The sequence below is a fragment of the Lactobacillus sp. 23-2 genome, from assembly GCF_044902225.1.
GTDB lineage: Bacteria > Bacillota > Bacilli > Lactobacillales > Lactobacillaceae > Lactobacillus > Lactobacillus absianus.
Genome location: NZ_JAOQBX010000014.1, coordinates 22,969 through 44,756, shown reverse-complemented (window position 1 = coordinate 44,756; position 21,788 = coordinate 22,969). Strand labels below are relative to the sequence as shown.

The window sequence follows — 21,788 nt, the reverse complement described above, 5'->3', positions numbered from 1 at the left end:
AGACATAAAAAATAGACTCGTCCTTTCTATTAGGATAAGTCTATTATACCACCATTTAAACACGTCAGCACACTTTAATTACATATTTTGAGACTAGTAGTTAGCACTCACAATTATAGTCTATTTTGAGACTGGCAAACAGGAAAATCTGCCTGAAAAGCTTAAGATTTGCTAACGGTCAAAAATGTGCTCGTCTTCCAGAATTTGGCTGTAAAATTCCGCGCAGGCCAAGGCCAGGTATGGCTGCACGAAGAAGCTGGCCAGCCCGCCCGTCACGTTCTGCAGGATAATCCAGCCCAAAAAGGACAGGTTCAAGAAGAAGAACGACCAGCAGCGGCCCTTCATCAGCCGCCAGCTTTCATTGACCTCGTCAAAAAAGCCGTTGCGGTTGCCCTCCAGCAAGTCGTCATCGATCAGGTATGGCACTTGCGACAGCCGCATTAAGAACCAAATCAAAATTATGGCCAGCAAAGTCGTGATTGAAAAGCGCAGGCCGGAGGCCATTTTGCCATCAGTCATCACCCGCATGGACACCACGTCGACGCTCTGAGTCAACACGCTCTGCAACACGGCATATTCCAAAAGGCGCGGAATCCGCTTGCCAGAGAGGACTTCCCAAAAGGTTGGCTTGACCGCGCCAATTTTGACATGGGCGCGCCAGCGCTTCAAATAGAGCATGAAGGCCGCTTGGTAAAGATAAGCCAGCAAGGCCAAGGCAAAAGCCAGGATGGTCAGTCCCCAATTGACGTCCCCGGCAGAGGCGTAAATGCCAATCACATTGGGAATGGCCGTCAAATAGCAGGCCAACAGGCCCAGCGGGGCGTAAACCCTTGCCGGTATTTTCTTCAAATCTTCCCGGGCCGCGGCCCGGCAATCAGCTGCTTTCATTATTATTCCTTCATCGCTTTCTATTGTTGGATCTTCCTTTTAATTATAGCATTTGGCCACCCACTTCTTTTCTACCTTTTTTCACTGATTGGCAAGGTTTCCTTTTTCAACTACAATATAGTTAGCATGATTGGAGGGAAAAAATATGAAAATTGCCGTTCTTACCGACAGTTCTGCCTACCTGAGCAAGGAGCAGCAGGACAAGTACCAGATCGACGTCGTGCCGATTCCCTTGATTTGGGGCGACAAGACCTACTATGACCTGGTCGACATCACTTCTGACGAGTTTTATGAAAAAATCGAACATACCGAAACCCTGCCGACGACCTCGCAGCCTTCTTTTGGCCAGATTGAGGAATTCATCGACCGCTACGTGGCTGAAGGCTACACGGACGTCATCATCCTGACCTTGTCCAGCGGGATTTCCAGCTTCTACAGCAACTTGGTCGGCTACGCGGCTGAGGAAAAGCGCCTCAAGATCCACCCATTCGACAGCCATATCACCTGCGCGGGCTTGGCTGACTGCGCCATCTTGGCTGCCCGCCTGGTCAAGGCCGGGGCGGACGCGGACTTGATCATGAAAGACTTGGAAGACTTGCGCCAAACCATTGGCGTCCGCTTCCTGGTCGACAATCTGGCCCACTTGAAGCGGACCGGGCGCCTTTCTAACGCCGCCACCTTCATTGGGTCCCTGTTGCACATCACCCCGATTCTGTCTTTGGACGTTCAGGAGACCGGCCATATCTCGGCCATTGCCAAAGAGCGCCAATACAAGCGGGCCTACAAGCATGTCCAAAAGGACTTTGCGGACCTGACTGCGGGCAAGTCCTACCCGATCCAGGCCACGATCTTTGACGCTGCCGACCCTGACCGGGGGGCGGCTTGGCTCAAGGACTACCAAGAACAGTTTCCAAAGGACGCTTTCGACCGGTCGATCATTGGCCCCGTCGTTGGCGTCCACTGCGGCAAGCATACCGTAGCCATCATCTGGTGCCGAAAGCTGGATTCCTACTTTGATGAGCAGGGGCAGCCGCTGGCTGACGTGCATTCTGAAGCCGTTGGCGAAAAATTTTAAGCAATGCGGAATCAACCGCAAAAGCCGCGTGGAATTGCTCCACGCGGCTTTTTTGCACTTTTTTCATGCTTTAACCCCAGACTTCGTCCGCGATCTCCTTGATCAGGTCCAGCTTGTGCCACTCTTCTGCTTCAGTCAGGACGTTCCCTTCTTCAGTTGAAGCGAAGCCGCATTGCGGGCTCAGGCACAGGTTGGCCAGCGGCACGTGCGTTGCCGCCTCCTTGATCCGCTTGATGACGGCCTCCTTGTCTTCCAGCTCCCCGAACTTGGAAGTCACCAGGCCCAGAACGATCTTCACGTTCTCGCGGCCATTCCAGATGGTGGCCAGAGGACTGAAATCCCCGTCCCGGTCTGAGTCGTATTCCAGGAAGAAGCCATCGTAGTTCAGCTGGGCCAGGTACTTGGCTACTGGCTCATAGCCGCCTGAGAACAAGAAGGTTGACTTGAAGTTTCCGCGGCAGATGTGGGTCGTGACCGTCAAGTCGCTCGGCAGGCCTTTCAAAGTCCAGTTGATGACCTTAACGGCACTTTCAGCCAAGTGCACGTACTTAGCATGTTCTTCAGGCTTGTCCTGGCTTTCGTTGAGCTTGGAGATCAAAAATGCCCAAGTCGTGTCGTCAATCTGCAAGTAGCGGCAGCCAAGCTCATAGAAGTGCTTGATCGTCTCGTTGTAGGCCTTGGCCAAGTCTTGCAGGTATTCATCCCATGTCTTGTAGAATTTTGGCCAGTTGTCGGAGCGGTTGTCGCGGAAGAGCATGGTTGGAGAAGGAATGGTCTGCTTGGCTTCAGCGCCTTCGCCCGCGTGTTCCTTGACAAAAAGGAAGTGCTTAAAGAAGGGGTGGTCTGGGTTGTAAGCTACCTTGCCGCCCAATTCCGCGTTGTCAGTTCTGGTCTTGGCCCCATGGAACTTGTAGCTTTGCTGGTAGTCATACTTGATGACGCCTTTAAGGCCCCACAAGAAGTCCAAGTGCCACCAGCTGCGGCGGAATTCCCCGTCAGTCACTGCTTTAAGACCGGCCTGCTTTTCCTTGGCAATCAAGTCGCTAATCCACTTGTCTTCAACCTTGGTCAATTCTTCCTGGCTCAATTCCCCGGCCTTAAACTTGGCGCGGGCCTCCTTCAGTTCTGCTGGCCGCAGAAAGCTGCCGACGATGTCATTGCGATATGGTGCCTGTTTGGTCATAATTGTTCAAAGTCCTTTCTCAAAATACGAAAATAATCAATAGTCACGATAATCAACTAAAAATAAGATAATCAACGGCCAGAGCAAAAAAGCGCGCCGCCTGGCCCTGCTGGCCAAGGGACGCGCTTGCGTGTTACCACCCTAAATTTCGATCCACCCTCACAGTTGGATCCTCTACAGGTTCCTGTTGAAACCCAGGCGCAATAACGGGCGCCACTCGTCGAAGGCTTGCCGTGCTCACCTCCGGATCTTGCTCCAAGACCATCTTCGCTACCTGCGACTATGCCGGCTCTCACCTGCCCCGGTTCTCTTTAATAGCCTTCAATAACTACTCATCTTTTCTCAGCAGTCGTTAATCTAATTGCCATAATTCTACAATCCTTTGGACACAGAGTCAAGACAAGACCGGCAATTGCCAAAAAACTAAAAAAGTTAAGCGATTAGGCAAAAATCTGCGGCTGTTTTTCCAGAATTCCTTGTTAAAGAATTGTGCCTTATGGCTTAATCCATGGCAGCTTGTTTGAAAACGAGAAGACCAATTTGCTTTTGGAAAGTTATTAAGAATCTCAAAAGAAATATTTTTTCTCCCTCCACGATTGAAAGCGCTTCATTTAGGTGTTACAATGCACTTGAAATCGAAAGTTAATCTGTTAACAAGTAATTTATGAGGTAAAAACCATGCATTACACTAACGGTAACTATGAAGCTTTTATTGACGCACGCGCGCCAAAGGAAAATGCCGAAAAGAATGCTTATATTATCGGTGGCGGCTTGGCCGGCCTGGCTGCGGCCGTCTTTATGGTTCGCGATGCCCACATGACGGGCAGCAAGATCCACATTTTGGAAGAAGAAGCCCTGGCTGGGGGGTCTCTGGACGGGATCAAGCGGCCGGAATACGGCTATATCATCCGGGGCGGCCGGGAGATGGAAAACCACTTTGAATGTCTGTGGGACATGTACCGGTCCATTCCTTCCCTGGAAATTCCAGGTGCTTCCTATTTGGACGAGTATGCCTGGCTTGACCGCGACGACCCGAACTCATCAAACTGCCGCCTGATCCACCACCGCGGCGACCGGGTTCCAACCGACGGGCAATATGGCCTGGGCAAGTGTGCGAGCGAAATCGTCAAGCTGATCATGACCCCGGAAGACAAGCTGGAAGGCATCACGATCGAAGACTGGTTCTCTGACGAATTCTTTGAAACCAACTTCTGGGCTTACTGGGCAACCATGTTTGCCTTTGAAAAGTGGCACTCAGTGATTGAAATGCGCCGTTACGCGATGCGCTTCATCCACCACATTGACGGCTTGCCAGACCTGTCAGCCTTGAAGTTCAACAAGTACAACCAATATGAGTCCATGACCAAGCCGCTTTTGGCCTACCTCAAGGACCACGGGGTTGAAATCTGGTACGACACCCAGGTTGAAAACGTCATCGTTGACTGTGCCAATGGCGAAAAGCTGGCCAAGAAGCTGCTTTACACCCGTGAAGGTGAGAAGCACGAGCTTGACCTGACGGAAAACGACATCGTCCTGGTTACCAACGGGTCCATCGTTGAAAGCTCAACCTACGGCACCCATCACGCGCCAGCCCCAATCACCCACAAGCTGGGCGGCTCCTGGACCTTGTGGAAGAACCTAGCCAAGCAGTCGCCTGACTTTGGCCACCCAGAAGTCTTCTGCGAAAACATTCCAGAACGGGCCTGGTACATTTCCGCGACCATGACCATGAAGGACGCCACCCTTGAGCCATACTTTGAGCGCCTGACCAAGCGCGACATCCATCAGCACCGCGTCAACACGGGTGGGATCATTACGGTAACTGACTCCAACTGGATGCTCTCCTTCACCATCCACCGGCAGCCGCACTTCAAGGACCAGAAGGAAAACGAGACCGTTGTCTGGATCTATGCCCTCTACTCTGACACTCCAGGCAACTACATCAAGAAGCGGGTCGTTGACTGCACGGGTGAAGAAATTACTGAAGAGCTCCTTTACCACCTGGGCGTTCCAGACGACTTGATCGAGAAGTATGCCGGCGAAGACTACGTCAACACGATCCCAGTCTACATGCCTTACGTAACGGCCTACTTCCAGTTGCGCAAGAAGGGCGACCGGCCAGACGTCGTTCCAGCTGGTTCACGGAACCTGGGCTTCATCGGCAACTTTGCCGAATCCCCGACCCGCGACACGGTCTTCACGACTGAATACTCAGTCCGGACCGCCATGGAAGCCGTCTACAGCCTGCTCAACGTTGACCGCGGGGTTCCGGAAGTCTTTGACTCCGTCTACGACATCCGGGAACTTTTGAAGGCTACCTACTACTTAAACGACAAGAAGCCAATCGACCAGATGGACCTGCCGCTGCCGAAGATTGCGGTTAAAGGGGCCATGAAGAAGGTCCAGGGCACTTGGCTGGAAGAACTGCTGAAAGAAGCCAAGCTGCTGTAAACCATAGCTAGCTGAATCAATAACACACAAAAAGTCCTGCACGAATTTCGTGCAGGGCTTTTTGAATTGGCTTATTAACTAATCGCTGCCCTCTCCGTCGCGTTTTCTCTGCCACTTGGCAATGATTGGCAGGATCACGCCCAAGCCGATCATAAACAATGGCTCAACGATGTTCAAGACCAGCATGTGGACCCATTTGGCCGTGCCGTACTTGGCGTCAATTGGCACGATCCCGAAGGTAGCCCCAGTCAAGGTGATGATCAGGCACCACCAGCCGACAAAGATGGCAAACTTGCGGTTCTTGATGTAGACGTAGGCTGACGGGTAGTCCTCTTCATGAACCCGCACCTTGATAAAGGCCCAGAAAAGCAGGCCGGTCACATATGGCGAAACGATCCCGTTCAAGTTCAAGAGCTGGTTGAAGATGTCGTTGACCGTTGGCAGGGTCGCGCTCAAGAAGAGCAGGACTGAGCAGATGAAGGTCGTCAGCCAGTAGCCATTGATTGGCAGGCCGTTTTTGTCAACCTTGGTCAACTGCTTGGGCAAATACTGCTTGGCAGTGTCTGACAGGAAGATCCGGGCCCCGCCATCGACCAGGACTGCCAGCTGGGCCAGCATGTACAGGGCTTGGGTGATGATAAAGGCATACAGGAAGAAGTTGCCCATCCCGAACTTGTCCCCCATTGCCTTGAAGGCATAGTAGGATCCGTTCATCTTCAAGTCATCCGGCAGCTTGTGGGCATTAAAGAAGACCCCCAGGGCAAAGGAACCGAAGATGGTCAAAAAGCCCGTCATTGCCGCCAGCATGTACATGGCCTTTGGGAAGTCATGCGGGCCGTCTTTCATTTCGTTGACGTATGGCGCGACGAATTCACTGCCGTTCATGGCAAAAATCAGCAGGCCCAGACTCATCAGAAATTTCATGTTAAAGGTCGGCAGGAAGTTCTTGAAGTGGAAGGGCTGGGTAGCGATTGGCCGCCCCTGGCCCAAGTATGCAAAAGTCATGATGACGAAGAGGATGGTCATGATGAACATGGCTCCCCCGCCAATGACTGACAGCCACTGCAAGGAGTTGGCAAATTTATGCTGGAAGAAAATAAAGAGCACGAAGATTACCGCCGTAAACAGGGCAAAGGCCCAGTTGGACATTTCCCGGTCATTGAGGGCCCGGCCTTTAAAGAGCCAGGCAAAGGAAATTACCGTCGAGTTGGCAACGTCAACCAGGTATGGGAGGGAAACGACCCAGTAGCACCAAGCCGCAATGTAGCCCATCCGGTCGCCGGACGTGTGCCGGATCCATGATGACAATCCGCCGCCCTCTTTCGCAAAGACGCTCCCCAAGTGGCCAACCATCATTTCATACGGAATCACGAACAGAACCAGCAGCATGATCCAGTCGGAGACCACGGCCAAGCCTTGGTTCTGGAAGTTGTAAATAATATCGTCAAAGCCGATGACGGTGACAAAGTCCATCAGGGCAATGACGGGCCAGGAAATATATTTTCTTTTTCCTGTCTCATCTAAAGAATCCATCTTTTTCCTCCTTCATATTTAAACACCTGTCCTAATTATAGTCGCATGGGGAGCGGAGAAAACTTGCCAAAGCAATGTAAGCCCTTTCTAGTTGAATTTTTGCAAAAAAATCAGCAGCAGTCTGAAAACTGTTGCTGATTTTCAATAACTATTTCATGCTTTCTTGCAAGCGGGCAATCCGCCGGTCCAAGGTCGGGTGGTCGGAAAAAAGGTTGGCCCAAAAATGCTTGCTCTTGAAGACGTTGAAGGCCAAGGCCCTGACCATTGGATCGGCATCCCGGCGGGCGGCAGTGAAATCAGCGGCCTGGTCTTCTTTGGCCGTTTTTTCCGCTACCGCTGCAAACTCTTCCAGCTTTTCCAAGGCCGAGATGATGCACGAGGGATCCCGGGTCAAGTCGACTGAGCCCACGTCCGCCAAGTATTCCCTTTGCCGGGAGGTCGCCAAGTTCAGCAAGTAGGCCAGCGGCAAAGCCACCAGCAAGAGGGCCAGACCCACGGCCAAGAAGAAGGCGCCAAAGCACCAGAGGATGATGGCGGAAATGCATCCCCGCACCTTAGTCGTAAAGCAGCCCAAGCCCAAAGTGGTTAAGCCCAAGGCCGCCAGCAGGATAAAAGTATACAGGCCAGAAGAAATCGTGGTCACCCGCATGTCATAATTGCGGATGTGCGACATCTCGTGACCAATGACGCCCAGGAGCTCTTTCTTGTTCATCAGCCGCAAGAGCCCTGAGGTCACGGCCAAGCTGGCATGCTCCGGATCCCGGCCCGTGGCGAAAGCATTCGGCTCAGCCAGCGGGACGACATAAACCTTGGGCATCGGCAGGCCAGCTGCCAGGCTCATCTCCTCTACCAGTTCATAGAGCTCTGGCGCCTCTTCCCGACTGACTTCAACGCCGCCGGTAATCTTCATCAAATGCCGGGTTGCGTCAAAATAGATGTAGGCCAGGTAGATCAAGCCGGCACCCAGGAAGAAGCAGCTAATAGCCATAGTATCGGTCAGGTAGTCAATAAACCATGCCGCTGCTCCCAAAATGAGCACATAGCCGCCTATTGCCAGCCAAGTATTGCGCTTGTTCTGCTCAATTTGCTTATACAGCATCCGCATTTCCTTCTTTCATTTTTCTTAAACTGCTTTTGGCTAAATTTTCGGCATTTTAATGACAATCAAGCTGGAAAGCAGACACAAGGCAATCATCAGCACGTAGGCGATGTTCTGTCCTATTCCCAGCGGATTGGCCTTGTAAGCTGCCCCATAGAGCATTGGACCAAAAGCCGCGATGAAGTAGCCGCCGCTTTGGGTCAGCCCGGACAATTGAGCCGTCTTTTGGGGCGTGGTGGTCTTCAGCGGGAACAAGGTCAGGGCCATGATGAAGAAGACAGCGGTCAAGGCGCCGGCCGTGATTGACAGATAGTACCAAAAGGCCAGCGGCATCTGGCTCTGCCAGAACATCAAGACCGCGCCGACCAGAGCAATCAGGCTGATGGTCCAGGAAACCGCGGCTTGGGTCCGCTCTTTGGCTCCATCCAGAAATCTGGGCAAAAAGAGCGATACCGGCAAGCCAGCAAAGGAGTAGCAGGACAAGACGACGCTGATCTGGCCTTGGGCAAAGCCATGGTACTTCATCAGGACTGGCAGCCAGGCAATCAAAGTATAGTTGATGATGGACTGACTGCCGAACATGATCAAAAAAGCCCAAGTATAGCGGCTCTTCAGTAGATCGGTCAGCTTGCCTTTCTTGACGCTTGGCGACTTTTCCGCCCGCTTTGACAGCCGGAGCTCATAGTCAGACTTTGGAGCAAACAGCCACAAGACAAAGGGAATGGCGCAGACGATCATCAGTGACCATAATACCGACTGCCAGCCAAAATGCTCATTGAGGGGGCCGGCCAGCAGACTCATAATGGCCGTGCCCAGGCAAATGGCAGTCGAATATGAAGTCGTATACGAGGCCACCCGCTGTGGCTCATAGCTTGAAACGACTGATGGCGTCAGCACGTTCACGTGGGTGATCCCCAAGCCAACCAGCACCGTGCCAAGCAAGATCGTCGGCCAGGAAATCCATAAGCGCAGGCAAGCCCCGGCTAGCAAGGCGGCCAGGCCGAAATTCAGAGTCTTGCGCAAGCCAAATCTGGTCATTTCCTTTGCGGCCACGACCGAAAAGCTCAAGAACATGACCAACGGGATCGTGGTCAATATCCCCAAATTGCTGACCGAAGCGTGCAAGCCCCGGGCCAGCTGGTCAATAATCAAGGGGACGACGGTGATTGGCGCCCGCATGGCAAAGCCAAAGGCAACCACAATTATCAAAATTAAGCGATCTCTTGCCTTCATTAATTGTTTATGCTTCTTTCTTTGTTATTGCTTTATTGCCCAGGCCGTTTGCTGGCATCTGCGCTCCTGATTTTTTAGACAAGAAACGGGCTCTTGCCTCCCCTCTCAGGGATAAGAGCCCGCCTATTTCCCAGGAAATCGTCCTAGGCAATGTATGACATCATAATTTCCAGCTGCATCAAGCCGTTGATGGCCGCCGGTAAGGCTGCCTGGCTGACCTCGCGGGAAATCACCCCGTGTTCCTGGTCAAAGTCAAAGCCGGCATCAATGACCATTCCTGCCGCGTATTCATTCAAGTCGTCATTGTCTTCCAAAGGGTTGTACTTGAACATCAAGTAGCCGTCATCAGTCACCGTGTAGCGGCCGCCCCCTTCTTCCACCAGAACGAAGGGCTTGCGGCCATAGGCATCAACCAGGTCATTTTCGACTTCAAAAACCGTCTCGCTCCATGGGTAAAAAAACGTGTGCTTAGCTTCCCAGTCGAGATAGTCCTGCTTTAGCTGCTTCAAATCCATTATTTTCGCTCCTTTAGCACCTGCTGGCGCAGGTCCAATACCTTCTGCCTGATTTCTTCCATTGTCTTGAGATAAGCGGCATCCGCCTGTCCCGTCGGATCGTCCAGGCCCCAGTCGACCCGCCATTTGCAGGGCAAAAATGGGCACTCAACCCCGCAGCCCATGGTCACGACTCCGTCTACCGGCGGCAATTCAGCCAAGGTTTTATTGTGCTGGCCGTTTTTGATCATATCGATGCCATAGCGCTCTTTCATGATTCTAACCGCGTCGGGATTGATCTGGTCCTTGATTTCCGTGCCCGCCGACCAGCTTTCAAAAGCATCGCTGGCCAAAGCCTTGCCGAAGGCTTCCGCGATCTGGCTGCGGCAGGAGTTGTGAGTACAAATAAAAGCAATCTTTTCCATTTTTGCTCCTTAAAATGCAACTGCAGTCTGCCTGCTTCTTCCAACAAGTTAATTATAGGGGTTCTTGGCCAAATAGCAAAGCTTGCCAGAAAAAAGACGGCCTGATCTGCCCGATCAAGCCGCCTTCGTGCTTTTCATCTGTTTGTCATCTTGACTAGTGGTGGTCAATTGCCCCATTCAATCGCTTGCGCCAGATCAAGTAGACCACGAGCGCGATCGGCATCAACGCCAGCTGCACCAGGTAGAACTCCCGGCCAGGCAGGTTCTTGGCGATCACCCCGGCCAGCATTGGGCCAAAGGCCATGGCCACGTCCAAGCCCAGATAGAAGGTGCTTGAGCCCAAACCCTGCTCATCAGCCGGCGACAAAAGCAAAGCCGTTGACTGCAGGACTGAGTAGATGACCCCATAGCCAAAGGCCATGCCAGCGGCAGCCAGGGCCATCATGAAGTTGTTGCTCATGTAAGTCAAAAGCAACAGGTAAATAATGGTCGAAACAAAGCTGATCCAGAACCAGGTGCCAAAGCGCACCGTATCAAAGTAGTTCTTCAGGAAGGTCCGGATCAACAGCAAGACGACGGCATAAATCAGGAAGTAGCTCCCGACCGCCACGTTCATGTGCATTCTGTCGACATAGGTAACGATATCGGCCTGGGTGATAAAGTAAGAAATGCCAAAGCAAGTCGTCAAGATCGCCACCGGCAGGGCATTGACAGAAATGATCTTGAACTTCTTCTTGCTGCTTGCCGGCTTGGGCTTTGGCACGGCGTGGTTGGACACGAACTGGATGGAAACCAGCATGATCAAAGTGGCAATTGCCGGAATGATCATCGTCTGCCGGTAGCCGATCTTGTCGTACAGGTTGATTGAGATAGCTGGCGCCACGGACATAGCCAAGGCATTCATCAAGCCGTAGAGGCCCATCGCTGCCCCAACGTGCTGGCGCGGCACCAGAAAGGCAATCCAAGTGGTCATGCAGACGGTGCAGAGGACGTAGCCAGTACCGTTGATGATTCTGAAGAGCAGGAGCAGCTCCCCATTAGGCGCGAAAATATAGCCCACGATCCCAAGGAAGATCAGAATGCCCCCAATAAAGGACAGCTGAAATTTGGAGAACTTGTCCGTCAGGTTGCCGGCAATTGGCCGCAAGAACATGGCGGCAAAGCTCATGATCCCGACGATAACCCCGGCCAGAACCGAATTGGCTCCCAGGCTTTCAGCGTAGCCGTTGATCAAAGGATTGTTGAACATGGTCCCGAACATAAAGCAGAATGAAGCGGCCATGACCAAGATCACGTCCTTGGAATAGATGGACTTGCTCTTTTCCTGGTGCATCCTCCCCGTGGCATTGGGCTTATGAGTTGATAAAGTTTGGGCTTTGGTACTCACGATTTGATTCCTCTTATCCTAATTAAGCTAATTAAAGAAGCTGAATAAATTTTGTTTAGCATTTGATCCTTAAAATCATATTAAAGGTTACCATCTTTTGGCCTAAAAAAGGGCAAAAAAAGCGTTCATTTTGCTTTTTCTCGTGGAAAAGCAAGCTGAACGCTTACAAGGAAAGACAGTGCTTAATTAATTAAACTAAAATTGCTAATCAGACTAGTAATATCTAGTCAGGCCGGCCATCATCCGTCACCTTGAATGAGACCAGCAGGCCCAAAAGGATCAAGACGATGGTGAAATAAAGGCTAAAGTGTACGCCGCCAGTAAACTTGGCGGTCATTGAGCCAGCGGTCAGTCCCTTGCCCAAAGTCAGGAAACTGGTGGACAAAGCCGTGGCCAAGGCCCCGATGATCTGCTGCATGGTATTCAAGATGGTTGAGCCATCAGCTGATTCAGCTCCTTCCAAAGAGTTCAGGGCTGAGGTTTGGGCTGGCGACATGGCCAAAGGCGTCCCGATCATCAAGACGATGTGCGCCGTGATCACGTACCAGACAGCACTGCGGCTGCTCCCCAGGGCCAGCATTGCGGCGCCAAGCAAGGCGATCATGAAGCCGATTCGGCTTGGCCACTTGGCCCCCAGGGCGTCATACATTCTGCCGGCCAAGGCGCTGGTCAAGGCATTGACCAAGCCGCCTGGCAGCATGATCAGCCCCGTCAAGGCTACCTTGACGCCTAGGCTGTTTTGCAGGTATTGGGGCAAAATGTACATCGCTGACAGGATTACGGCGAAGTCAAGCATCATCAAGATCCCGCCCAAGGCAAAGTTCTTGTGGCGGAAAACGCGCAGGTTAAGAATTGGCGTCTTCATGGCCAGCTGCCGGCGGCTGTAGAAGAAGAGGCAAACGATGCCGACCAGCAAAGTGACCAGGACCTGCACTGACAGCCAGCCGAATTCAGAAGCGAAGCTGGCCCCGGCAATCAGGCCGGAAAAAGCCAAAGCTGACAGCAGCACTGATGGCAGGTCCATTTTTGGCTTGGTCAAGCGGCCAACGTTCTTTAATGAAGTAAAGGCAAACAGCAAGCCGACAGCCAAGATAATGGCAAAAGAAAAGAACACGAAGCGCCAGGATGAAGCGGCCAGAATCAAGCCAGTCAAGGTTGGCCCAATGGCTGGAGCAAACATGATGACCAAGGCCAGAACCCCGTTGACGGAGCCCAGCTTTTGCATTGGGAAGATCATCATCGCCACCGTGAACATCAAGGGCAGGATGATCCCAGTCCCAATCCCCTGCACCATCCGGCCCAGCAGGACGATTCCAAAATTGCTTCCAAGTCCAGAAACGATTGACCCGCAAATAAAGGCCAGCAAGGCAAAAATCGTCAATTGCCGGGTGCTGAACCATTTGGTCAAGAAGCTGGAAAGCGGCAGAACGATCCCGATCACCAGCATATAGCCGGTCACGAGCCATTGGATCTGCCCCTGCCCGACCTTTAAGGCCGCCATTAATTGCGGCAAAGCGATGTTCAATGAAGTTTCACTGAACATGCCGACGAAGGCGCCGATCATCAAGGGCAGCATGGCCAGCCATGGATGAGCCGTCGGCACGACTGCCTTCATTGCAACATTATTTTCAGTATTTTTCAAAGATTACCTCCTGTTTTCAATCATGACAATTGATTACTTTACCAGTTTGTAGAATCTTTCGTAAGCAATATTTGCTAAAAATACAGGGTTTTGCTCGTTTTTTTGCTTTTTTAGCTATTAAGCTTAAATTTATTAAGTATGATTTAAAAACCAGGGATGTCTGCAGAAGACCTTATTAAATATTGAAAATCTTAAAGCAGCAAAAAAAGAGGAAGTCACTGAGACTTCCTCTTTCCTGCTTAGTAAATTTTTTAGCTGAGAGCTGATTTTAGTAGTTGAAGTAACGCTTTACTTCCCATTGTGAAACAGATTGCGTGTAAAGTGACCATTCAGTTTCCTTCATTTCCAGGAAGCTGTCAACGATGTGTTCGCTAAAGGCTGACTTTACGACATCGTCTTCCTTGAAGGCCTTGATCGCGTTGTGCAGAGTTGATGGCAATGGCTTGATGCCAAGGTCAGCGCGTTCTTCATCGCTCATTTCGAACAAGTTTGAAGTTACTGGTGCCATTGGCAGCTTGCCTTCCTTGATGCCGGTCAAACCAGCCTTCAGGCAGGCTGACAGAAGCAGGTATGGGTTGGCAGTTGGGTCTGCTGAACGCATTTCCAAACGAGTGCCGATTTCGTTGGCGTTTGGAATCCGGACCATTGGTGAACGGTTGCGGCTAGCCCATGAAATGTAGACAGGAGCTTCAAAGCCTGGGATCAAACGCTTGTATGAGTTGACAGTTGGGTTGGCAACGCAGGTAATCGCGCGGGCGTGTTCCAAGATGCCGTTCAAGAAGGTCAAAGCAGTCGTTGACAGGTGGTATTGGCCATCCTTGTCGTAGAAGGCGTTCTTGCCATCCTTGAACAAGGACATGTTGGTGTGCATCCCGTTGCCGGCCAGGCCTTCAACTGGCTTAGCCATGAAGCAGGCGTACAGGTGGTACTTGCGGGCAATGGTCTTGACAACCATCTTGAAGGTTTGCAGCTTGTCGGCAGTTGCCAAGGCGTCGTCGAAGCGGAAGTCGATTTCTTGTTGGCCGTCACCAACTTCGTGGTGGGCAGCTTCAACGCGGAAGCCAAGCTTTTCCAAAGTTTCAACGATTTCACGGCGGCAACGGGCGCCTTCGTCTTCAGAAGCCATGTCGAAGTATGAGCTGCTGTCGCATGGCTTGATGGTTGCTTCCCCATCCTTGCCTTCCTTGAAGAGGAAGAATTCAGCTTCAAAGCCAATGTCGAATTCGCTGAAGCCCATGTCGTTCATTTCCTTTACGACCCGCTTCAGGTTGTTTCTTGGGTCCCCTTCAAATGGAGTGCCGTCAACGTTGTGAACTGAGCAGATCATCCGGCCGATGGTCCCTTCTTCTGGAGTAGTCCATGGCAAAACGGTCCAAGTTGACAAGTCTGGGTACAAGATCATGTCGGATTCTTCCAAGCGAACGAAACCGTCGATTGAAGAACCGTCAAAGCGGGTTTGGTTGCCCAGAACGTCATCCAGTTGGCTGACTGGAACTTCCAGGTTCTTCAAAGTCCCGTTGATGTCAGTGAACGCCAAGCGCAAAAAGCGAACGTTCTTTTCTTCTACTTCTTTACGGATTTCTTCTTCAGTAATAACTTTGCTCATTGTTTCACCTTTAAAAAAGAATAATTTACTATCAATTACTCAATTGGCTCTGTGTCAATCGATGTATTAACAGTAACACTCAGCGGGCCTCAGGTCAAATTGGTCTAATGAACTTTTTAATTAAAAAGGGATTTTCCCGATTTTACTTAAAAAAAGTATTTTTTACAGCGTTTGTAACCGCAATCTTGTCGTGGGCATAAGTCAGCCCGCCTTGCATGTAAAGGGCGTATGGCGGACGAATTGGTCCATCCGCGGAGAATTCGATAGTCGCCCCGGACACGAAGTCGCCGGCGGCCATGATGACCTTGTCCTCGTAGCCGGCCATGTCTGATGGGATTGGTTCAACGAATGAGTCAACAGGCGAATTTTTCTGGATCTGTTTGGTGAAATTGATCATCTTTTGCGGATCGCCAAAGGTAATGGTCTGGATCAAGTCAGTGCGGGGATCATTCCACTTCGGGCTGACTTCATAGCCCAGCTTCTCCAGCAAGGCAGCAGAGTAGATCATGCCCTTGATGGCTTCGCCAGTGGTGTGCGGAGACATGAAGAAGCCCTGGTAGAAGTCCTGCATGTTGGTCAAAGTTGCCCCTTCTTCCCGGCAGATGCCTGGCGCGATCAAGCGGCAAGCAGCGTTTTCAACCGTTTCGTGGGTCCCGACGATGTAGCCGCCAGTCTTGGCGTAGCCGCCGCCCGCGTTCTTGATCAAGGAGCCGGCCATAAAGTCAGCACCGTATTCGGTTGGCTCGTGCTTTTCAGAAAATTCGCCGTAGCAGTTGTCAATGAAGACCAGGCTGTCTGGGCTGACCTTCTTGACGAAAGCAATCATGGCTTTGATCTTGTCCACCGTGAAGCTCTGGCGGGTGTCATAGCCGCGGGAGCGCTGGATGGCAACGATGTGCGGGTGGTCGCGCTTAAGGACCTTCTCGGCCTCTTCATAGTCGATGTCGCCGTCTTTAAGCGGCACGTGGGAGAACTTGACCCCCTTTTGGATCAAAGTGCCGCGCTTGTCCGGGGTCAGCCCGATGACGTGCTGCATGGTGTCGTAAGGCATGCCCGTCAGGTAGGTCAAAGTATCGCCAGGCAACAGGTTCCCGTCAAGGGCACAGGTCAAGGTGTGGGTTCCGGAAACGAATTGCGGACGCACCAGGGCATCTTCCGTGTGGAAGACCTGGGCGTAGATTCTTTCCAGTTTGTCACGGCCGGCGTCGTCATCACCATATCCGTTGGTCCCCTTCAGGTCTGATTCGGCAACCGCGTTGTCCACGTAAGCCTGCAGGACCTTGGCCTGGTTGTAGACGACTTGCTCGTCGATTTCGGCCAGGCGCGGCGCGATTTGGGCGTCGACTTCTTTAACGATCTTAGCTAATTCTTCAGGTAAATTGTTCATGTTAATCCTTCATCCAATTTTCTACTCGGGTAACGATTTTCTCAAAACAGTCCGGATCATCCAGGGGGTCAAACCACTCGACCGGCAGCTTGTTCCTAAAGTAGGTCAGCTGCCGCTTGGCATAGCGGCGCGAGGCCTGCTTGAGGCTGCTTACGCAGTCAGCCAGGCTGGCTTCGCCGGCAAAATAAGGGAAAAACTCCTTATAGCCGATCGCCTGCAAAACCTGGTGCTCCTTGGCCCGGTTCTGGTAGATGAACCTGGCCTCATCAAGCAGCCCCTGGTCCATCATCAGATCCACGCGCTGGTTGATCCGCTCATAGATCTTGCTGCGGTTGCCGTTTAGGCCAATAATCAGGTAGTCATACCTGGGCTTGATCTCCTTTTGCTGCTTTGAAAACAAACAGCCAGTCCGGCTGATCACCGTCAGGGCTCGCAGAGTCCGCCGGGAATTGGCCGGGGGAATCTTGGCAGCGGCTGCCGGGTCCTTGTTGTTCAGCTCTCTCCACAAGGCTTCCGGGCCCTGTTTAGCCAAAAAATCCCGCCATTCCGGCGCAATTGCCCGCTCCTCATCAGCCCGGTCGCCCAATTTCAAGTCATTCAGCAAAGCATTGACGTAAAAGCCGGTTCCGCCCACCAAGAGCGGGAAGCGGCCCTTGGCTGTGATCTGCTTGACGGCAGCTTGAGCCTCATCGACAAAATTCTTGACTGAGTAGTCATCAAAAACCGAATGCTGGTCGACCAGGTAGTGGGGAACCTGCGCTTGCTCCTCTTTGGTGGCCTTGGCCGTCCCCACGGCAACCTCCTGGTAGATCTGCATGGAGTCGCCGGAGATGATTTCGGCCTGGATTTTCTGGGCCAGACGGATGGCCAGGCTGGTCTTGCCAATGGCCGTCGGTCCAACGATTGCCACAATCTTCTGCATTTTGTCCTCCATTTTTCTATCACTAACCATGATAAACCAAAAAAGCTTGCTTGAGAATTGATCTCAGCAAGCTTTTTAAAGAGTTGAATGATTTTTTGGGAACTTCTTAGTTCTTTGACGCCTTCTTGCGCCCGTTCCATTCTGCAAAGCCATCCTTCAAGTAGGAAACCTTGCTAAAGCCATGCTTGCGCAAAACGCCCACGCAGCGCAGGGTCATGGTCAATGAGTCTGAATACAGGTAGACTGGCAGGTCTGGCCGCAATTCAGAATACTGGTACTTGAACATGGTGTAGGGAATGTTGCGGGCCCCATCGATGTGGGAGCGCTTGAACTCGTCAGCCTCGCGCACGTCAATGATCTGGGCCTTGTGCATCCCGCTCTTGAACTCATCATTGGTCAGTTCCCCGCCAAAGCGCTTGGCCTGGATGCGGTTGTAAGCCCAAAAGCCAAGGAAGACCAGCAGAATCGCGGCCAGGATGATATCTAAAACGATCAAAAAAGTACTCATAAACTTATGTGCTCCTTTTGCAAATCAACATAACTACAATGATACCGCTAAAAGCCTTCAACCGCTAGGACTTGTCTGCTTTCTTTTCCCGTTCCTGGCGCTCTTCATATTCGTACTCGCGGTTAAGAATCATCTTGGCATTCAAAAAGGTCCGCTGGTCCAAGACGCCGGCCCGGTAGATGTTGTCCAGCTCAATCGCCATCAGCTCAATATCCCACTTGCGCTTGCCCACGTGAACCAGGACGCCGTACTCTTCCAGGAGCTGCTGGACGTCATAGAGGGTCTTCATGACTTTTCTTCTCATAGATTGATCACCATCCCCAAGCGAACCGTCACGACTACGTAGACGGCCAAAAGAACCGTGGCCAGCATCCGGCTCCAAAAGCCGAACTGCTTGTAAGTCTCGTCTCCCAGCAAAGCGGCCAGGAGCAGCCCGCTGATCAGTCCGCCCAAGTGGCCCAAGATGTCGACGTCAGGCATAAAAATGTCCAAAAGCAGGTTGATGACGGCTAAGGCCAGGGCCTGCCGGCCCAAGAAGCTCAGCAGGTCGCTTTCCTTGTTCTTGAAGCCGACCACGGCCATAGCCCCCATGATGCCGAACAAGGCCGTGGAAGCCCCGGCCCCAAGGGAATTGTCATTGCCGAAGGCCAGGCTGAGCAGGTTGCCGCCAACGCCTGAGGCCAGGTACAAAAGCAAAAAGCGCAGGTGGCCGAAAATCGGCTCAGCATACTGGCCAATGTACCAGATCATGATCGCATTGGAGGCAATATGCATGATCCCGATGTGGAGAAACTGGGCCGTAAACAGCCGCCACCATTGATTTTTCATCACGATGGCCGGGTTGTACGTGGCCCCCAGCTTCAGCAAGACGGACGTATTCTCCGACCCGCCCAGCAATTCTTCAGCAATAAACACGATAAACAGGACAACCACGATCAAAGTCGTCATATAGTTCTGCTGGCTGCGTCTCATAAATTTACCTGTCCCTTTCCTGGTCTGCTGCTTTCACGGTTAGCAGACAATCGACTGGGTAATCAAAGGCTTCCGCCCCCCAAAGGGCTTCCGGGTAGAGCATGACAGAATTGACCAGGGAAACGGTCTGCGGCTGGTATTTGGCCAAAAAGCGGTCATAATACCCGCCCCCAAAGCCCAGGCGCTTGTGGTCACTAGCACTGAAGGCCAGCCCGGGCACGATCACCAGGTCCAGGTCATTCTTGATGGCGGCTGACCGGTCCGCCACCTCCATGACCCCAAACTTGGACTTTTGCAAGACCGTGCTTGGCTCATAGCGAACAAAGTCCATGCTCTTGTCAGGATGGCTCTTGGCCAGCCAGACCCCTTTGCCAGCTTCCCAAAGCTGGGCAATCAGGTTGGAGGTGTCAACCTCACTGACCAGGGAATAGGTCACCCCAATGTCATTGGCCTCCCTTAATTGCGGCAGGCGCAAGGCCTTCCGGGTCAAAACCGCGTCTTCTTTCTTTTTCTCCCCGCTCTTGGCAAAAGCCGCCAATTTGGCGATCTGCTGCTTGCGGAAAGTCCGCTTGTCCATTTTCTGCCTCCCAAAATCAGCAAAATAAAAAAGCAGGTCGGAAGGACCTGCCATCTTTATTACTTAGTTTCACGGTGAAGAGTAACTTGTCTTTCGACTGGGCAATACTTCTTCAAGGTCAAACGTTCTGGATGCTTACGCTTGTTCTTCTTGGATAAGTAACTTCTGTCGCCACATTCAGTGCATTCCAAAATGATGTTTTCTGCCATTGTTTTCACCACCTACAAATTAATATCTGACTGTCCAATGATAACATTTTATGAAAAAGAGAGCAAGTTTTTTTGCCACTAATTCGTGAACTGGCCCTTGTGCAGCTTGTAGTAGGACGTGACCATCGCTTTGGCCAGATCCTTGTTGTAAGACCCTTCCAGGTCTGGATCAAAGCCAGCAAAGACGATCGCGAAGGCAATCTGCGGGTTGTTTGATGAAGCCCAGCCAACCATGGTTTCATTGATCAGCTCCGTGTCGGTTGACTTGCCAGTCTTGGCATTGTAGTAGAAGGTCTGGGCCGTCCCAGTCTTGGCTGAGATGGATGGCTTGACGTTCTTCAAACTATGGGCCGTCCCCCAGGCATTGCTCCCGTGGGTGACCCGGTAGAAGCCGTCTTTGATGACGTCAAGCTCAGACTGGGTCCATGGAATCTTGAACTGGACGGTTGGCTTCTTGTTGTAGTAAACCGAGAAGCGCTTCCCGTCACTGGAGGTATGGCCGATCGACTTGACTACGTACGGCTGCATCCGGTAGCCGCCGTTGGCAATGGCTGACACGTATTGGGCCAATTGAATTGGCGTATAGGCATCATAGTTCCCGTAGGATTCGTCCAGGACGGAGCCGGATCTGATCAAGCCAGTTTTAGAGTCAAAGGAGGAGCCTTGAATCCCGGAGCTTTCCCCGGGCAGGTCGATCCCGGTCTTTTGCCCCAGGCCAAACATGCCAAAGTTGTTGCGCAGGGTCTGGAAGGCCGTCTGCGGCATGTGAATGTAGGACTTGGCTACATAGCCAGCTTTGATCCAGCGCAGGGTCAGCTGCATCATGTAGATGTTTGAAGAAACTTCCAGGGCACTTGGCGCGTCCAGGGAGCTGAAGATCCCAACTGGGTAGATTGACTTCTTGACTGGTGAGCCGGGCAGGTAGATCGGCGTATCAGGCAAGGTGGAGTTGCTTGGAGTAATGACCTTGTTGATCAGGCCGCCTGCCACCTGCGCCCCCTTGACGACAGAACCCATGACGAAGGACTGGTTGATGTTGCCCAAGGCATTATCGGTGATCTTCTGCTTTGATGGATCATAGCTGATTCCGGACAAGGCCAAAACTGCCCCCGTATTAGGGTTGATAGCCACGGCGTAGGCCCCGCTGGACAATTTAGCTGCTCCGGCACCGATGGCCTTCTTGAACTGGGTCTTCAAAGCTTTCGTGACCTCAGCCTGGTACTTGGCGTCAATCGTCAGTTTCAGGCTGGCCCCAGACTGGCCGGCATAAACCTGCTCAGTCTTGGAGACCTTGCCGGACTTGGAGGTCACCTTGTAGCTGGCCTTGGTCCCCTTCAGCAGGGCCTCATATTCCTTTTCAAGATATGAAGTGCCGACCCGGTCGTTTCTGGAGTAGCCATTGACCAGGTAGTACTGCAGGCTGTCGCTTGGCAAGCCGGTCTTGGTCGTGGAAACGGATCCGATGATGCTCTTGATGGATGAGCCATTTGGGTAGTAGCGGTTCCAGTCGGTCCCGATCCCTACGCCCGGCAGATTTGACAAGTGCTCGCCAACCTGGGCGATTTCCTTGTTGGTCAGGCCGTTGGACTTCAGGTTGATCGTGGACAGGGTCGTAGCCCCGGACATCTTGTTGTAGATCAAGGCTGCCGTCTTCTCCTTGCTGGTCAAAGCAGGCTTGAGCTGCTTTTCAACGTAGGCCACTTCATAGTCGTTGATCTGGCTGGTTGACAGGCTGGTCTTCTTCTGGCTCTTGGGCAAGGCCTTCTTGACCTTGGCCTCACGCTTGCTGTCAGCCAGGTAGTAGTCGGCTACCATTCTTTCAGACGGCTTTTCATCCGTAATTTCGATATAATTGCTAAGGGCATTGGCAACCTTGTACATGGTCGTCGGGCTAGTCGACAGGCCACGCGTATAGGTTACCGCGTTGATCGCCTTGTTGCCGACCAGAATCCGTCCTTGGGAGTCATACATAATCCCCCGCGGCACGGACTTGGAAATCGTGTTTTGGTCGGTTGAATCGACTTCCGCGGCAAATCTTGACCCGTAAGCCAGCTGCAAATAGGCCAATTGGCCGATCAAAGCGGCAAAAAGGATTAAAATAATACCTACCAGGATTTTCATTCTGAGAGGCGTATTCGCGGTTTGACTTCCGTTGCCAGTCCCGCTATTCTTTCTGAAATAACTCACGATAAATCTT

General features: G+C 52.1%; 20 protein-coding genes. 2 read left to right on the top strand and 18 right to left on the bottom strand.

All coding sequences use genetic code 11. The features are described 5' to 3' along the window. Positions 1–171 precede the first annotated feature (171 nt). Entirely contained in the window at positions 172–888 is a 717-nt protein-coding gene (locus OCH80_RS06510) for a DUF975 family protein (protein ID WP_404539117.1), read from the bottom strand. Positions 889–1,033: 145 nt separating this feature from the next. On the opposite strand from OCH80_RS06510, the gene OCH80_RS06505 reads away from it, so the two are divergent. Next, entirely contained in the window at positions 1,034–1,963 is a 930-nt protein-coding gene (locus OCH80_RS06505) for a DegV family protein (RefSeq protein ID WP_404539114.1), read from the top strand. 70 nt (positions 1,964–2,033) lie between these two features. On the opposite strand, the gene OCH80_RS06500 is transcribed toward OCH80_RS06505, so the two are convergent. After that, entirely contained in the window at positions 2,034–3,146 is a 1,113-nt protein-coding gene (locus OCH80_RS06500) for a vitamin B12 independent methionine synthase (RefSeq protein WP_404539111.1), read from the bottom strand. Between the two features lie 678 nt (positions 3,147–3,824). Here OCH80_RS06500 and OCH80_RS06495 point away from each other — a divergent pair. After that, complete coding sequence (locus OCH80_RS06495; RefSeq protein ID WP_404539108.1) at positions 3,825–5,597, top strand: oleate hydratase; 1,773 nt, start codon at positions 3,825–3,827, stop codon at positions 5,595–5,597. Positions 5,598–5,675: 78 nt separating this feature from the next. Here the strand turns inward: OCH80_RS06495 and OCH80_RS06490 are convergent, their stop codons facing one another. The 16 genes from OCH80_RS06490 to OCH80_RS06415 form a co-directional block, all read right to left on the bottom strand. Beyond that, the gene (locus OCH80_RS06490) at positions 5,676–7,130 is read right to left on the bottom strand and encodes an APC family permease (protein ID WP_404539106.1); all 1,455 of its coding nucleotides are present in this window, start codon (positions 7,128–7,130) and stop codon (positions 5,676–5,678) included. 148 nt (positions 7,131–7,278) lie between these two features. Further along, positions 7,279–8,229, bottom strand: a complete 951-nt coding sequence (locus tag OCH80_RS06485; protein WP_404539103.1) for a M48 family metallopeptidase — start codon at positions 8,227–8,229, stop codon at positions 7,279–7,281. Positions 8,230–8,268: 39 nt separating this feature from the next. Next, positions 8,269–9,462 (bottom strand): MFS transporter, encoded by a 1,194-nt coding sequence (locus OCH80_RS06480; protein WP_404539100.1) that lies wholly within the window; start codon positions 9,460–9,462, stop codon positions 8,269–8,271. Positions 9,463–9,605: 143 nt separating this feature from the next. Beyond that, the gene (locus tag OCH80_RS06475; RefSeq protein WP_404539097.1) at positions 9,606–9,977 is read right to left on the bottom strand and encodes a hypothetical protein; all 372 of its coding nucleotides are present in this window, start codon (positions 9,975–9,977) and stop codon (positions 9,606–9,608) included. Then, positions 9,977–10,381 (bottom strand): arsenate reductase ArsC, encoded by a 405-nt coding sequence (locus OCH80_RS06470; RefSeq protein WP_404539094.1) that lies wholly within the window; start codon positions 10,379–10,381, stop codon positions 9,977–9,979. Before OCH80_RS06470 ends, OCH80_RS06475 begins: the two co-directional genes overlap by 1 nt. Positions 10,382–10,535: 154 nt before the next feature. Continuing rightward, entirely contained in the window at positions 10,536–11,714 is a 1,179-nt protein-coding gene (locus tag OCH80_RS06465; RefSeq protein WP_404539121.1) for an MFS transporter, read from the bottom strand. 277 nt (positions 11,715–11,991) lie between these two features. Then, a complete protein-coding gene (locus OCH80_RS06460) occupies positions 11,992–13,410 on the bottom strand; it encodes a DHA2 family efflux MFS transporter permease subunit (protein WP_404539091.1) in 1,419 nt (472 codons plus the stop codon). 268 nt (positions 13,411–13,678) lie between these two features. Then, positions 13,679–15,016 carry a type I glutamate--ammonia ligase gene (gene glnA, locus OCH80_RS06455; protein ID WP_154547692.1) on the bottom strand — a complete coding sequence of 446 codons (1,338 nt, stop codon included), beginning with the start codon at positions 15,014–15,016 and terminating at the stop codon, positions 13,679–13,681. A gap of 142 nt (positions 15,017–15,158) precedes the next feature. After that, positions 15,159–16,403: an aminotransferase class I/II-fold pyridoxal phosphate-dependent enzyme gene (locus OCH80_RS06450; protein WP_404539088.1), complete on the bottom strand. Its 1,245-nt coding sequence runs from the start codon at positions 16,401–16,403 to the stop codon at positions 15,159–15,161. A gap of 1 nt (position 16,404) precedes the next feature. Beyond that, positions 16,405–17,325, bottom strand: a complete 921-nt coding sequence (gene miaA / locus OCH80_RS06445) for a tRNA (adenosine(37)-N6)-dimethylallyltransferase MiaA (protein ID WP_404539085.1) — start codon at positions 17,323–17,325, stop codon at positions 16,405–16,407. A gap of 106 nt (positions 17,326–17,431) precedes the next feature. Next, a complete protein-coding gene (locus tag OCH80_RS06440; protein WP_206988444.1) occupies positions 17,432–17,833 on the bottom strand; it encodes a rhodanese-like domain-containing protein in 402 nt (133 codons plus the stop codon). Positions 17,834–17,897: 64 nt separating this feature from the next. Continuing rightward, complete coding sequence (locus OCH80_RS06435; protein ID WP_404539119.1) at positions 17,898–18,122, bottom strand: YqgQ family protein; 225 nt, start codon at positions 18,120–18,122, stop codon at positions 17,898–17,900. 11 nt (positions 18,123–18,133) lie between these two features. Continuing rightward, positions 18,134–18,805 (bottom strand): rhomboid family intramembrane serine protease, encoded by a 672-nt coding sequence (locus OCH80_RS06430; protein ID WP_206988446.1) that lies wholly within the window; start codon positions 18,803–18,805, stop codon positions 18,134–18,136. Between the two features lie 4 nt (positions 18,806–18,809). Beyond that, positions 18,810–19,382 carry a 5-formyltetrahydrofolate cyclo-ligase gene (locus OCH80_RS06425; protein WP_404539082.1) on the bottom strand — a complete coding sequence of 191 codons (573 nt, stop codon included), beginning with the start codon at positions 19,380–19,382 and terminating at the stop codon, positions 18,810–18,812. Positions 19,383–19,441: 59 nt separating this feature from the next. Then, entirely contained in the window at positions 19,442–19,591 is a 150-nt protein-coding gene (gene rpmG, locus OCH80_RS06420; RefSeq protein ID WP_008461198.1) for a 50S ribosomal protein L33, read from the bottom strand. 78 nt (positions 19,592–19,669) lie between these two features. Continuing rightward, positions 19,670–21,778, bottom strand: a complete 2,109-nt coding sequence (locus OCH80_RS06415; protein WP_404539079.1) for a peptidoglycan D,D-transpeptidase FtsI family protein — start codon at positions 21,776–21,778, stop codon at positions 19,670–19,672. Positions 21,779–21,788 lie beyond the last annotated feature (10 nt).

Bases quoted from the DNA above. Each gene is read 5' to 3' on its own strand.
- OCH80_RS06510 (WP_404539117.1), bottom strand. From the start codon at position 888: ATGAAAGCAGCTGATTGCCGGGCCGCGGCCCGGGAAGATTTGAAGAAA.
- OCH80_RS06505 (WP_404539114.1), top strand. From the start codon at position 1,034: ATGAAAATTGCCGTTCTTACCGACAGTTCTGCCTACCTGAGCAAGGAG.
- OCH80_RS06500 (WP_404539111.1), bottom strand. From the start codon at position 3,146: ATGACCAAACAGGCACCATATCGCAATGACATCGTCGGCAGCTTTCTG.
- OCH80_RS06495 (WP_404539108.1), top strand. From the start codon at position 3,825: ATGCATTACACTAACGGTAACTATGAAGCTTTTATTGACGCACGCGCG.
- OCH80_RS06490 (WP_404539106.1), bottom strand. From the start codon at position 7,130: ATGGATTCTTTAGATGAGACAGGAAAAAGAAAATATATTTCCTGGCCC.
- OCH80_RS06485 (WP_404539103.1), bottom strand. From the start codon at position 8,229: ATGCTGTATAAGCAAATTGAGCAGAACAAGCGCAATACTTGGCTGGCA.
- OCH80_RS06480 (WP_404539100.1), bottom strand. From the start codon at position 9,462: ATGAAGGCAAGAGATCGCTTAATTTTGATAATTGTGGTTGCCTTTGGC.
- OCH80_RS06475 (WP_404539097.1), bottom strand. From the start codon at position 9,977: ATGGATTTGAAGCAGCTAAAGCAGGACTATCTCGACTGGGAAGCTAAG.
- OCH80_RS06470 (WP_404539094.1), bottom strand. From the start codon at position 10,381: ATGGAAAAGATTGCTTTTATTTGTACTCACAACTCCTGCCGCAGCCAG.
- OCH80_RS06465 (WP_404539121.1), bottom strand. From the start codon at position 11,714: ATGCACCAGGAAAAGAGCAAGTCCATCTATTCCAAGGACGTGATCTTG.
- glnA (WP_154547692.1), bottom strand. From the start codon at position 15,016: ATGAGCAAAGTTATTACTGAAGAAGAAATCCGTAAAGAAGTAGAAGAA.
- OCH80_RS06450 (WP_404539088.1), bottom strand. From the start codon at position 16,403: ATGAACAATTTACCTGAAGAATTAGCTAAGATCGTTAAAGAAGTCGAC.
- miaA (WP_404539085.1), bottom strand. From the start codon at position 17,325: ATGCAGAAGATTGTGGCAATCGTTGGACCGACGGCCATTGGCAAGACC.
- OCH80_RS06440 (WP_206988444.1), bottom strand. From the start codon at position 17,833: ATGAGTACTTTTTTGATCGTTTTAGATATCATCCTGGCCGCGATTCTG.
- OCH80_RS06435 (WP_404539119.1), bottom strand. From the start codon at position 18,122: ATGAAGACCCTCTATGACGTCCAGCAGCTCCTGGAAGAGTACGGCGTC.
- OCH80_RS06430 (WP_206988446.1), bottom strand. From the start codon at position 18,805: ATGAGACGCAGCCAGCAGAACTATATGACGACTTTGATCGTGGTTGTC.
- OCH80_RS06425 (WP_404539082.1), bottom strand. From the start codon at position 19,382: ATGGACAAGCGGACTTTCCGCAAGCAGCAGATCGCCAAATTGGCGGCT.
- rpmG (WP_008461198.1), bottom strand. From the start codon at position 19,591: ATGGCAGAAAACATCATTTTGGAATGCACTGAATGTGGCGACAGAAGT.